This is a genomic window from Burkholderia sp. AU45251 (assembly GCF_030482905.1).
Classification (GTDB): domain Bacteria; phylum Pseudomonadota; class Gammaproteobacteria; order Burkholderiales; family Burkholderiaceae; genus Burkholderia; species Burkholderia aenigmatica.
On sequence record NZ_JAUJQH010000002.1, the window covers coordinates 599,578 to 611,619 of the forward strand.

Sequence of the window (12,042 nt, forward strand, 5' to 3'; positions counted from 1 at the left end):
CATAAGCCGATGATGCCGGTGGCCCGGCGCGAACGCTTCAGCGTAACGCGAAATGTCGATGGCCGGGTGTTCGGCCAGGCCGGGCCCATGCCCATGCCGGCCGATCGTTCGGCTATCCTTGGACGACGTGACGTTCAGGACCAACCGTTGTACCGGACACCGAGGGCTCAAATGGATGAAAAGACAGGCGGGCTCAAGCGCGCCGCCAGCTACCGGGCAGCGAACGAGCAGGACGTCGACGCGCTCGTCCGATTGGTCAACGCAGCGTACCGCCCGACGACGGGTGCGGCCGGATGGACACATGAAGCATCATTGATCGACGGCCCGCGAATGACGTCGTCACAGCTCGCTGCGACGCTGCGGGCACCGGACTCCGTCCTGCTCGTCGCGGAGATCGATGGCAGCATCGCCGGCTGCATCGAAGTCAGACGAGACGGCAACGCGGCCTGTCTCGGCACCTTGGCCGTCGCGCCGTCGATGCAGGACCGCGGGCTCGGCAAGGCGTTGCTGAACGAAGCCGAGCAATTCGCCGTTCGCCACTGGAAGATCGGAACCGCCGTGATGGTCGTCCTGTCGGTGCGCCACGAACTGATCGACTTCTACCTGCGCCGCGGCTACACGCGAACGGGCGAGCGGATGGGCTACCCGTTCGACGCAGGCGTCGGCGTGCCGCGAGACGACAGCCTGACCATCGAGACGCTGACCAGGAACATTGCGCGCGACTGATGCCGCGTGCCGTGGCACGCCGCCCCTTCGCAACGGCACGCGCCCCATCCCGCCCGCCCCGGCGTGATAACGTTGCACATCATCGTGCGCACTGCGCCCTAACCCTTGGCACGCACGCTTTCACGCCGATACCGACCATGTCGCTGACACCGCTTCCCGCCCTGCTCGACGAAACACTGCGCACCGTCGCGCGCCGCTACCGGCTGCCGCCGCTCGACCGCGCGCTGTCGCCGGCCGATGCCGCGAACCCGGCCGCCACGCTCGCGATCGCGATCGAGGAAGCACGCAGGATGCGAAGCGACGGACAGACGCCCGACGCGGCACTGCGGCAGCGCTTCATCGACGCCCTCGCGCAGATGATCCGCGATGCGACGGATACGCACTCCGGCGATCCCGCCTTCCAGGCCGCGGTGCTGCGGCACGATGCGCCGAGCGTGCGCGAATACGCGTCGTTGTCCGCGCACGCCGAACAGGACCGTCGCGCGCTGCACTCGGCCGTCAATGCGATCGCGCACCCGGCCAAGCTCGAGCGCAGCGCCCGGCCGTGGCAACGCGACGGGCTCGCGCGGCTGCATGCGGCCGCTACCGCCGCGTCGTGGGCCGACCTGCACGACACATTGCGGCAACTGCTCGCGCTGCCCGACATGGCGACCGACGCGGCATTCGAGCAGGACATCGTCAAGCTGAAGGACAGCCCCGCGCTCGAACGCATGCTGCGCGTCGACGCACTGGCATCGGACGAGCACGTCCGTCGCTACCGTGCGCTCTGGGTTCGCCAAGGTCCGCTCGAAGGCAGCACGGTCGCCGTCGCGCAAGGCGTCGCGTCGCAGCAGCGTGGCGCTGCCGTCGAAGCGCTGGCCGCGCGGGCACTCGACGCACTGGCCAGCAGGCTCGACGCCGTCGACGCACGCCGCACGTACCGGGTGGTGACGTCGATGCGCGTGCCGTCGTCGATACCGGGCCGGCACGATCGCGCGAAAACCGAATGGGACGCGATCCTGCTCGAACGCCCGCGCGGCGATGACCCGGCGCCTGCGTGGAACGTGCGCTTCCTCGTCGAAGCGAAAGCGTCCGCGGATGCCGCGACGACCGATCTGCCGCGGCTGCTGCGCGGCCTGAACCTGCTCGCGCAGGCCGATCCGGACACGATCTATGCGTTCGAGACGCACCAGGGCACGGTGCGCGTGCACGGCGCGTCGCTGCGCGCGCTGACGACCGACGAAGCGGCGCTGCCACGGGAAGTGCTCTATTGCTGCGATGCGTCCGCGGACGCGACGCCGCGCCTGCTGGGCGCCGCCAGCCGGATGCAGTTGCTGTCGGCACAGGCCAGCCTCGAATACGCGAGCGCGCTGGCACAGCGGCCGGATGCCGATCCGGGCAGCCTCGGCGTCGTCTGGCACGCGCTGCTGACGCTACCGCAATGGCATGCCGTGCTGCACCAGTACCCGTCGTTGCGGCAGGTTCGCGAGTTGATGGTGGCGATCGACGACCTGCGTGCCGCGATCGACGATGTGGCCGACGACGGCGTCGCCAGCAGCGTATACGCGTGATGCAGGCGCCGGATCGAACCGGCCGTCGACATGACTTGCCGACCTAAGCTCGTCGGTTGCCGCTGAGCCCGGCCGCAGCGCGCGCCTGCGAATTTCGTGCAGCCCGTGCGGTACGATACGCGCCGGGGCGAAATCGCCTCACCTGAGAGACTCGGCCGCTGCGGCCCCACACCCGGCACAAGAAAAAAATGCGTAAAAACCCATCGCTGCACCGAAACCTGTTCGCCGCGCTGGCGGCCAGCCTGCTCTGGATCCCCGGCGCCCATGCCAGCGGCGACGACGGCTGCTATGCGCCGACCACGCTCCGGCAAACCACCTACTCCTGCGCCAACCTGCCGATGCTGAGCCCGGCCAACGACACACGCATCAACGCGATGCTGATGATGGTCGACAGCACCAAGGTCGCGCAGGCGTTTCCGGATCCGAAGACGATCCCGGCGAAAGACCGGATCAACCAGATCATCGTGCCGTTCCCGATGGACTTTTCCGGATGGATCTACATCGGGCAGAAGGAGCCCGACAAGACCGGCAACGCAGCGGATAGCGAAGCACCGTCGAACCAGTACGCCGACGGCGAAGGCAGCATCTGCCGCAGCATGAGCGCGGGCGCCGACGCATTCAACGACGCGCTGGGCGGTGCCGGTGGCCTCCCCGCCGACGAAGCCGCGCGCTTGCGCGCGGCGCGCGCCGACATCACGCAGAAGACCTGCGCCACGGGCGGCGCGAGCACCTCGGCCTGGACGAAACCGCCGGTCAAGTCGCCGCTCGGTCAGCAGTTCGCTGCGTACCTCGACGGCACGAACGCGTTCTACCGTGCCGACTTCCTCACCGCGACCCGGGCCTTCGCGAGCGCTTCGCACAGCGCGAACCCGTGGCTGAAGGAAACCGGCCTCTATATGGCCGGGCGCGCGCAGCTGAATGCCGCGCAGGCCAACGTGTTCGACAACGACGGCCCCACACCGTCGCGCGGCCGCGTGACGAAGGTATCGCTCGACGCGGCCAATACGGTGTTTCGCACCTACCTGAAGGTATATCCGCAGGGACGCTATGCGACCTCCGCGACGGGGCTGTTGCGGCGTGTCGCGTGGCTCGGCGGGAACGTCACCCAGCAGGCCGACCTGTACGGCCACGCGCTCGCGCGCTGGTCGCCGGCGACGTCGAACGTGCCGCTGATCCAGCTGGCGAACGAACTCGACAGCAAGCTGCTGTTCGGGGCGGACTTCGACCCGAGCCAGATCCAGTCGCCGACCGTGCTCGCGACCATCGACCTGCTGAACATGCGCACGTCGAACAGCAGCGATTCGAGCCGCAGCAAGTCGCTGACGCTGGACGACCTGCAGGCGCAGAAGCCGCGCTTCGCGAATGCGCCCGCGCTCTACGACTACCTGCTCGCGACCTGGTATGTCCAGATCGGGCACAAGCCGGACGCCGCGCTCGCATTGCTGCCGCAGACGCCCGCCGAGCCGCTCGACTACTTCGGCCTGAGCCAGCAGGCACTGCGCGGGTTCGCGCTGGAGGACAGCGGCCAGACCGACAAGGCGCGCCAGCTGTGGCGCGACCTGATCCCGCTGGCGAAATTCCGCTTCCAGCGCGAGGCGCTGGAACTCGCGCTCGCGATCAACCTGGAGCAGGCCGGGCTCGTCAACGACGCGTTCGCCGACGATTCGCCCGTGCAGAACGCCGCGATTCGCGCCGTGCTGCTGCAACGCTCGGCCAATGCGGACCTGCTGCGTGCGCAGGCGCAAAACCAGGCGGCCGGCGGCGCGATGCGCGACACCGCGCTGTACACGCTGCTGTACAAGGAGCTCACGCGCTCGCATTACGCCGAGTTCATCGCGGATGCCGCGCTGGTGTCCGGCAAGCCTGCCGATCCGTTGAAGCCGTTCATCGCAGCCGGCGCCAAAAACGAAGACGCTTATACGTGCCCGTCCGCGCACGACATTGCGACGGCGCTCCAGCAGAATCCCGCCGATGCGAAAGGGCTGAACTGCCTCGCCGATTTCGTGCGCCTGCACCCGCCCGCACCCGGCCTCGAAAACGATCCGGTGCCGATGTGGATACGCAACGCATCGACGACGGCCGCCACGCGCATCCCGCCGACGCTCGGCGCCGGGCCGTCGCAGTTCGCCGGCAAGCCGTACGAGCGGATGTCGAGCTACGTGACGGTGATGGCCGATGCGCAGGCGAACCCGAACGACCGCGCGTACGCGTACTACCGCGCGATCAAGTGCTATGCGCCGGGCGGCTCCAACGAATGCGGCGGCAAGGACGTGCCGAAGAACGTGCGCAAGCGCTGGTTCGATACGCTGAAGGCCAGCTACGCGGGCACGCCGTGGGCGCAGAAGCTCCGCTACTACTGGTAAGCGCCGCGTGAAGCGCATCGCGTGCCTGGCGTGCCTCGCACTGCTGCTGGCCGGGCGCGTCGCCCTGGCCGGCACCGTCGACGCCGCGCGGTACGACGCGTTCTGGCTGTGGGCGGGCGTGAAGCCGCAGGCGGTCGTGCGCGACGCCCGCACCGTCTACGTGCTGCAAGGTCAGATCGAGGCACCGCCGTGGGACGAATCGCAGGTCCGCGTGATCGCGCAGGGCGTCGCGCTGCCGCCCGCGCCGCAGGCGCGCGTGTGGCTCGTCTATCGTGCGCATACGCTGCGGTGGACACCGCGCGTCACGCAGATCATGCTCGCGCAGCTCACGCGCTGGCGCGCGTCGGGCCGCACGATCACCGGTATCCAGATCGACTTCGATGCGCGCACGCGCCACCTGCAGGATTACCTCGAATTCCTGCGGTCGCTGCGCGAGACGCTGCCCGCCGATTGCCGGCTGAGCATCACCGGGCTGCTCGACTGGAGCAGCCGCATCGATACCGACCAGGTCAACCAGCTCAGGGGAATCGTCGACGAAGTGGTCGTGCAGACCTACCAGGGCCGCAGCACGATCCCCGACTACGCGGACTACCTGCCGCGCGTCGCGCGGCTGCAGCTGCCGTTTCGCATCGGCATCATCCAGGGCGGCGAATGGGACGCGCCGCCCTACCTCGCGACGAACCCGTGGTTCCGCGGCTACGTCGTGTTCCTGCGCAACGATTAGCGGGAAAAATGCGGCGGTATCGAGCCTGCCCGCACTTCGGATTCATTCAGGGCGCGGCGAATTTGCGTCCACGTACACCCATGCGGCGACACCCGACTCGAGCACCACGCGATCGCGTCGATACGAATCGACTTCGTAGTCGTCCGCGTGCTGCAGTTCTTCGGGCGTGATCGCAAACACGGTGCCCGTGACGCGGTCGCCCGCGTGGCCGGTATAGGCCACCACCGGATGATGCGTCTTCCCGCTCGTCGCGACCACTTCCGGGTCGTCGATTTTCAGCATCGCCATTGCGTAACCGGGCATCGCATCCTCCCGGCCGTCGAGCTTGCGGCCGAAGGTGGCGAGCTGCACCGGTTCGAGTTGCAGCGTGCCATAGGAAAAGAGGTGCTCGGAGAAAGTCGGGGTAGTGCTGGACATGGTTGAACTCGATAAGAGCGTTGGGGCACACGAAGCGTAACGCAGATCGCCGATGGGCCTACGCGGCACCCGCGATCGCGCCGCCAAGCCCGGCGAGCGCAATCACGAGCAGCGCGCCCGCCGACGAAGCCGTGATCCAGCGCTGCTTGCGATGAATCAGCGGATGGTTGATCGCGGCCATGTAGCTGGTCAGGATCGTGAAATCGACCGCGATCCACAGTGCGGCCAGGATGGCCAGGCTCACGCGCGAATCCGGCGTGATGCCGACGAACTGCGGGAAGAACGCGACGAAGAACAGCAGGTCCTTCGGATTCGCGATGCCGACGAGAAAGCCGCGCACGACGCCCGGCAAGCGCGGCGCCTGCGACGCCGGTTCGCCTTCCCGCGAGTCGTTGCCGTCGCGCGTCCGGCTGGCGCGCCATTCGCCGAGCAGCGTCCGGATGGCCAGCACCGCGATGAAGATGCAACCGGCCACGTGCAGCCCCGTGAGCAGGCGATCGCTGACGAGCACGACGCCGAACACCATCAGCATCGCCCCCGCGATCATCACGAGGCTCGCGGCATTCGCGCCCACCGCGGTCAGCAAGCCCTGGCGAAAGCCGCGCCGCGCGACGGTGCCAACCACGAGCATGACGACGGGGCCGGGGGTCGCGATGAGCAGCACGATCGCGGCGAGATAGGCGAACAGCAGCGGGTAATGGAGTGCCATGACAAAAAGTTGTTGGATGGATTGACGCGTGCGCCCGCCACGGTGGCATCATCGGGATTCAGCGCAGTGGATTGCACGGGTTTATCAAGTATTGCGTGCCCGCCCTGCTGCTGAAAAACGGAAAATCCTGCCGGATGACATGAGTTTTATTCATATTCGAAACCCGTGAAGGCCAAACCGCTCCCCCCCGTCTACGCGCTGCGCGCGTTCGAAAGCGCCGCGCGCACCGGCTCGTTTACGCTGGCCGCCGAGGAACTGAGCCTGACGCAAAGCGCGGTGAGCAAGCACGTCCGAACGCTCGAGGCCTACTTCGGCCGGAAGCTGTTCGTCCGGCGCGGCCCGAAAATGACCGTGACGGCGGAAGCGCAGATCTTCGCGTCGGGCCTGCGGCGCGGCTTCCGGCAGATCGAGGAAGCCTGCGTGCTGTTCCAGTCGCAACGCGACGTGCTGCGGCTCAAGGCGCCGTCCACCCTCACGATGCGCTGGCTGCTCGATGCACTCGCCGCGTTTCGCGCCACGCGTCCCGCGTTCGAGGTGCAGATCGCGAGCGTGTGGATGGATGTCGATACCGTCGATTTTTTCAGCGAATCCTACGATTGCGCGATCCTGCTCGGCGCAGGCAAGTTCGGCGAGGCCACGCAGTGCGTGAAGCTATTCGATGAATGGCTGATTCCGGTGTGCTCGCGTGCGACCGCGACCGTCGCACGCACGAATCCGGCGGCATGCGAGCTGATCCACCCGTCGCCCGATCGGCGCGACTGGCGCCGCTGGCTCAAGGGCAGCGGCCATGATCTCGAAGTGGACATCACGCGCGGGCAGGTGTTCGACATGCTCGAACAGGGGATCGCGGCGGCCATTGCCGGCCACGGCCTCTCGATTGGCGATCTCGCGCTGTGTGCCACGGCCATCGACGAGAAGCAGCTCGTGCTGCCGTTCAAGACGGCCGTCAATTCCGGCGACGCGTACTACCTCGTCTGGCCGGAAGACTCCGCCAAGGCCGCGCAGGTGCGCGAATTGCTCGCGTTCCTGGAAAGCCGGATGCCGCGTTTGACGTTTCCGGGCATCCGCTTCAACGGTCCGGGCTGACCGCTGCGGCCGGCGATCCGGCCGCGTTGCCGACGGCGCTACGGGCGCACCCTCGCGCCGCCGGCACGCAACGACAGCGCAGCCCGTCGAAGCGGGCCTGCGCCGATACCGTTACGCCTGCACGAAAGCCAGCAGGTCGGCGTTGAGGACGTCCGCGTTGACCGTCAGCATCCCGTGCGAGTAACCCGGGTACGTCTTCAGCGTGCCGTTCTTCAGCAGCTTGATCGACTTCAGCGCGGCATCTGCGATCGGCACGATCTGGTCGTCTTCACCATGCAGCACGAGCGTCGGGACGGAGATCGACTTCAGGTCGTCGGTCTGGTCCGTTTCCGAAAACGCCTTGATGCCTTCGTAATGCGCTTTGGCGCTGCCTTCCATCCCCTGTCGCCACCAGTTCCGGATCACGCCCTGATGCACGGTTGCACCTTCGCGGTTGAACCCGTAGAACGGGCCGCTCGGCACGTCGAGGAAGAACTGCGCGCGATTGTCGGCAAGCGCTTTCCGGAAGCCGTCGAACACCTCGAGCGGCAGCCCTTCGGGGTTCGATTCGGTTTTCAGCATCAGCGGCGGCACCGCGCTGACCAGCACGGCCTTCGCGACGCGGCCGGCCGGCTCGCCGTGCTTCGCGACGTAGCGCGCCACTTCGCCACCGCCGGTCGAGTGACCGATGTGCACTGCATTGCGCAGGTCGAGCGCTTCGACCACCGCGAACGCATCTGCCGCGTAATGATCCATGTCATGGCCGTCCGACACCTGCGCCGACCGGCCGTGGCCACGCCGGTCGTGCGCCACCACGCGATAGCCCTTCTGGACGAAGAAAAGCATCTGCGCGTCCCAGTCGTCACCGGACAACGGCCAGCCATGGTGGAACATGATGGGCTGCGCGTCCTTCGGGCCCCAGTCCTTGTAGAAAATCTCGACGTGATCCTTTGTTGTGACGGTTGGCATCGCGATGGACTCCTGTAAGGTGGTTGGACTCGGCGCTGTGGCCGGCAGCCATTATCGGACAGGTTTGTTAAACGATGACGCCAAGATGCGAATGATCGTCGACACTTTCGTCAACGTGGACGAACCCGCTACGGACGAACGATCGTGCGTAGCCACGCGTCAACCATCCGTCGACACCGTCACGGCCTCCCACGCCCGGAATTCCGCATCCAGCGCCGCCAGTTTGCCGCGCACGAGCCGCAGCGCATCGCTGCCGAGCAGCAGATGCGCGGGCGGATGTTCCGCCGCGATCGCCGCGAGCATCGCCCGCGCAGCTTTCGCGGGATCGCCCGGTTGCTTGCCGCTCTTCTCTTCGCGTGCCTGGCGAATCGGATCGAAGAGCGCGTCGTAGTCCGCGATCGAGCGCGGCGTGCGCATCATCGAGCGGCCGGCCCAGTCGGTGCGGAACGAACCCGGCGCCACGGCCGTCACCGCGATGCCGAGCGGCTCGAGCTCCTTTCCGACGGTTTCGGAAATGCCTTCCAGCGCGAACTTGCTGCCGCAGTAGTAAGCGATGCCCGGCATCGTGATGTGGCCGCCCATCGACGTGATGTTCAGGATGCGGCCGCGCCGCCGCTCACGCATGTACGGCACGACCGCCTTCATCATCGCGACCGCACCGAATACGTTCACGTCGAACTGCCGGCGCATCTCCGCGAGCGGCGCTTCTTCCATGATCCCTTCGTGCCCGTAGCCGGCGTTGTTCACCAGCACGTCGACGGGCCCGACGTTCGCCTCGATTTCAGCGACGACGCCGTCGATGCGATCGAAGTCGGTCACGTCGAGCACCCGCGCGAACGCCTGCGCGGACAGTGCTTCGAAATCCTGCGCCGCCTGCGCGCTTCTCACGGTGCCGACCACCGTGTGACCGACCGCGAGCGCCTCCTGTGCGAGCGCGCGGCCGAAGCCGCTGCTGACGCCGGTGATGAGCATGAGGTTGCCGGATGCCATTTGAGCTTCTCCCGAATGTCGATTGGAGCGTGCATACTAGTCTGACGCTGTACGCCGAATAAGCCCGATTCCGCTGATTTTCTTGCACAAAACTATGAGCCCCGAGCCCACCTCCGCCCGGCCCCCATCGCTGCCGCCGCGCGACCGGAAGCGTCTGGTGACGCTGCTGCGCGCGCTGGCGCCCGACGAAGGCTACAACCTGACGGCGCTGCCGAGCGTGCGCATCCTGCGCTCGAACCGCGCGCTGTCGCGCACGCCGGTGCTTTACGACCCCGGCATCGTGATCGTGTGCCAGGGCTGCAAACGCGGCTACTTCGGTGGCGAGCGCTATCTGTACGACGAACATCACTACCTGGCGGTGTCCGTGCCCGTCCCGTTCAGCATGGAAACCGACGCGACGCCCGAGCGTCCGCTGCTCGCGCTGTACCTGCACCTCGATTTCACGATGGCCGCCGAACTCGCGGCGCAGATCGACCGCGCAGGCATCGCGGAGCCCGTGCAGGCGCCCCGGAGCATGATGTCGACGCCGATGGATGCCACGATGCACGCGTCGGTGCTGCGTTTCGTCGAGGCGATGCACCGGCCGCTCGACGCCGCGGTGCTCGGCCCGGCGCTGCTGCGCGAGCTGTATTTCCGCGTGCTCACCGGTGCGCAGGGCAGCGCGATGCGCGGCGCCCTGGCGATGCGCGGACAGTTCGGCCGGATCGGCCGGTCACTGCGCGTGATCCACGCCGATTACGCGCGGCCGCTCGACGTGCCGCAACTGGCCGACGAAGCCGGCATGAGCGTGCCGAGCTTCCACAGCCACTTCAAGGCGATCACGCAGGTATCGCCGATGCAGTACCTGAAATCGATACGGCTGCATCAGGCCCGCTTGCTGATGGTGCGCGAGGATCTGACGGCGGAGGCGGCCGGCTACGCGGTCGGTTATGCGAGCCCGTCGCAGTTCAGCCGCGAATTCAAGCGCCTGTTCGGCCTGACGCCGGCGAAGGAAACGCAGCGCATGCGCGCAAGCTTCGCGATTCCGGCCGCATTCGACGATGCGGTGTTCGTGTCGTCGCATTGAATCGGGCAGCGTGCGAGGCCCGCGTGTGGATGTCCGTCAACCGCACCTAGCCCCGCTGCCGGTAGATGCGCGCGATGCTCGCGAAGAACGACAGCGCGGCGATCGCGCAGGCCAACGCGAAGACGTAGACCGGAAACTGCCGCTCGCCCCCGCCTCCGCCCACGCCGCCGACGAGTGCGATCACCACGGCGACCAGCGCGGCGCCGATCGACTGGCCTGTCGTTCTCGCAGTCGACAGCACGCCGGAAGCGGTGGCCGTCCGGTTCTTCGCCGCGTTCGCAAACATCTCCTTGTTGTTCGGCGGCAGGAAGAAGCCGTACCCCACGCCGCATAGCGCGACGCGCCACAGGACATCCTCGACCGTTGGTTGCGCGGGCAACAGGGTCAGCGAACCGATCCCGAGACAGAACATCAGCACGCCGACACTCGACAGCAGCGTCGCATTGAAGCGATTCGCCAGTCGCCCGGCAAACGGCGCGCACAGCGCGACCGCAATCGGCCAGGGCGTAAAGACCAGCGCCGATTTCAACACGCTGTATGCATACGTGTGCTGCAGCACGAACGGCAACGCCACCAACGCCATGCCTTGCGACACGAACATCGTCACCGACGTCAGCACCGCGAACGTGTACCGGCGCGACCTGAAAATATCCAGCGGCAACAGCGGATGCCGTGCCCGGGCCTGCCCGATGCAGAAGGCCAGCATCAACGCCACCGCCGTCGCGGCAAGCACGAGCACGGTTCGATTGCTCCACTGCCCGATCTGGTCAATGGCCAGCGCAAAGAGGCCGAATGCCGCGGCGGAAGTCACCGCCCCCGGCACGTCGAAACCGCGCTCCCGATGCGTGTCTTTCCCCAGCGCGACGAACGAGAACGCGATGGCGGCGATCCCGAACGGAAGGTTGATGTAGAACAGCCAGGGCCACGATGCCCAGGAGACGATCAGGCCGCCCAATGCAGGGCCGACAGCCGTCCCGACCGCAAACACCAGCGCATTGATGCCGAAGATCGTCCCCAGCGAACCGGGCGGAAAGATCACCCGGTAGAGACCATAGCCGACGCTGATCAGGATTGCGTAGCTGATGCCCTGCAGGATCCGCATCGCCACCAGCGCACCGAAGGTGGGCGCCAGTCCGCAGCCGAGAGACGAGAGGGTAAACAACACCAGCCCGATCGTGTAAAAGCGTCGCTCGCCGATTCTCGAGCCGAGCGACGCGCACGTCAGCATCGTCGCCGCGCTCGCGACCTGATACCCGTTCGCGACCCAGATGACCGCCGCCGCACCCACGTGCAGGTCGGTCGAGATCGTCGGCAGCGCGATATTGACGATTGCGCTGTCCAGCGCGGACATGAATACGCCGACCAGAATCGCGACCGCTGCAAAATAGCGGCGAGGAATGTCGAACCCTTCGTCGCCGAACGTTTCTGCCATCTCCATGCGTCACCCTTGCCGGGCGAAGGCC

11 protein-coding genes are annotated in these 12,042 nt (G+C 67.0%); 6 read left to right on the forward strand and 5 right to left on the reverse strand.

The window, feature by feature from the left end; translation table 11 throughout:
- The first annotated feature begins 9 nt into the window (after positions 1 to 9).
- The 4 genes from QZM67_RS09445 to QZM67_RS09460 all read left to right on the forward strand — a co-directional run bounded on the left by QZM67_RS09445 (position 10) and on the right by QZM67_RS09460 (position 5,363).
- On the forward strand, positions 10 to 726 hold the full coding sequence (locus QZM67_RS09445; RefSeq protein ID WP_301802069.1) for a GNAT family N-acetyltransferase: 717 nt from the start codon (positions 10 to 12) through the stop codon (positions 724 to 726).
- Positions 727 to 863: 137 nt separating this feature from the next.
- Positions 864 to 2,276 carry a 3-deoxy-D-arabino-heptulosonate 7-phosphate synthase gene (locus tag QZM67_RS09450; protein ID WP_301802071.1) on the forward strand — a complete coding sequence of 471 codons (1,413 nt, stop codon included), beginning with the start codon at positions 864 to 866 and terminating at the stop codon, positions 2,274 to 2,276.
- Positions 2,277 to 2,464: 188 nt separating this feature from the next.
- A complete protein-coding gene (locus QZM67_RS09455) occupies positions 2,465 to 4,639 on the forward strand; it encodes a hypothetical protein (protein WP_301802073.1) in 2,175 nt (724 codons plus the stop codon).
- A 7-nt stretch (positions 4,640 to 4,646) separates the two neighbouring features.
- Entirely contained in the window at positions 4,647 to 5,363 is a 717-nt protein-coding gene (locus QZM67_RS09460; RefSeq protein WP_301802075.1) for a DUF3142 domain-containing protein, read from the forward strand.
- Positions 5,364 to 5,405: 42 nt separating this feature from the next.
- On the opposite strand, the gene QZM67_RS09465 is transcribed toward QZM67_RS09460, so the two are convergent.
- Positions 5,406 to 5,780 (reverse strand): gamma-glutamylcyclotransferase family protein, encoded by a 375-nt coding sequence (locus QZM67_RS09465; protein WP_301802076.1) that lies wholly within the window; start codon positions 5,778 to 5,780, stop codon positions 5,406 to 5,408.
- Positions 5,781 to 5,838: 58 nt separating this feature from the next.
- A complete protein-coding gene (locus QZM67_RS09470; protein ID WP_301802077.1) occupies positions 5,839 to 6,489 on the reverse strand; it encodes a LysE family translocator in 651 nt (216 codons plus the stop codon).
- A gap of 165 nt (positions 6,490 to 6,654) precedes the next feature.
- Here QZM67_RS09470 and QZM67_RS09475 point away from each other — a divergent pair, with 165 nt between their 5' ends.
- Positions 6,655 to 7,575: a LysR substrate-binding domain-containing protein gene (locus QZM67_RS09475; RefSeq protein WP_301802078.1), complete on the forward strand. Its 921-nt coding sequence runs from the start codon at positions 6,655 to 6,657 to the stop codon at positions 7,573 to 7,575.
- A gap of 111 nt (positions 7,576 to 7,686) precedes the next feature.
- Here the strand turns inward: QZM67_RS09475 and QZM67_RS09480 are convergent, their stop codons facing one another.
- Positions 7,687 to 8,523 carry an alpha/beta fold hydrolase gene (locus QZM67_RS09480; protein WP_175021654.1) on the reverse strand — a complete coding sequence of 279 codons (837 nt, stop codon included), beginning with the start codon at positions 8,521 to 8,523 and terminating at the stop codon, positions 7,687 to 7,689.
- Positions 8,524 to 8,682: 159 nt separating this feature from the next.
- Positions 8,683 to 9,513, reverse strand: coding sequence for an oxidoreductase (locus QZM67_RS09485; protein WP_301802079.1), 831 nt, complete (start codon positions 9,511 to 9,513; stop codon positions 8,683 to 8,685).
- 94 nt (positions 9,514 to 9,607) lie between these two features.
- On the opposite strand from QZM67_RS09485, the gene QZM67_RS09490 reads away from it, so the two are divergent.
- Entirely contained in the window at positions 9,608 to 10,579 is a 972-nt protein-coding gene (locus QZM67_RS09490; RefSeq protein ID WP_301802080.1) for an AraC family transcriptional regulator, read from the forward strand.
- Between the two features lie 46 nt (positions 10,580 to 10,625).
- Here the strand turns inward: QZM67_RS09490 and QZM67_RS09495 are convergent, their stop codons facing one another.
- Positions 10,626 to 12,017: an MFS transporter gene (locus QZM67_RS09495; protein ID WP_301802085.1), complete on the reverse strand. Its 1,392-nt coding sequence runs from the start codon at positions 12,015 to 12,017 to the stop codon at positions 10,626 to 10,628.
- Between the last annotated feature and the right edge of the window lie 25 nt (positions 12,018 to 12,042).

Excerpts from the sequence above, each read along its gene's own strand:
- QZM67_RS09445 (WP_301802069.1), top strand. The coding sequence starts at position 10 with ATGATGCCGGTGGCCCGGCGCGAACGCTTCAGCGTAACGCGAAATGTC.
- QZM67_RS09450 (WP_301802071.1), top strand. The coding sequence starts at position 864 with ATGTCGCTGACACCGCTTCCCGCCCTGCTCGACGAAACACTGCGCACC.
- QZM67_RS09455 (WP_301802073.1), top strand. The coding sequence starts at position 2,465 with ATGCGTAAAAACCCATCGCTGCACCGAAACCTGTTCGCCGCGCTGGCG.
- QZM67_RS09465 (WP_301802076.1), bottom strand. The coding sequence starts at position 5,780 with ATGTCCAGCACTACCCCGACTTTCTCCGAGCACCTCTTTTCCTATGGC.
- QZM67_RS09470 (WP_301802077.1), bottom strand. The coding sequence starts at position 6,489 with ATGGCACTCCATTACCCGCTGCTGTTCGCCTATCTCGCCGCGATCGTG.
- QZM67_RS09480 (WP_175021654.1), bottom strand. The coding sequence starts at position 8,523 with ATGCCAACCGTCACAACAAAGGATCACGTCGAGATTTTCTACAAGGAC.
- QZM67_RS09485 (WP_301802079.1), bottom strand. The coding sequence starts at position 9,513 with ATGGCATCCGGCAACCTCATGCTCATCACCGGCGTCAGCAGCGGCTTC.
- QZM67_RS09490 (WP_301802080.1), top strand. The coding sequence starts at position 9,608 with ATGAGCCCCGAGCCCACCTCCGCCCGGCCCCCATCGCTGCCGCCGCGC.
- QZM67_RS09495 (WP_301802085.1), bottom strand. The coding sequence starts at position 12,017 with ATGGAGATGGCAGAAACGTTCGGCGACGAAGGGTTCGACATTCCTCGC.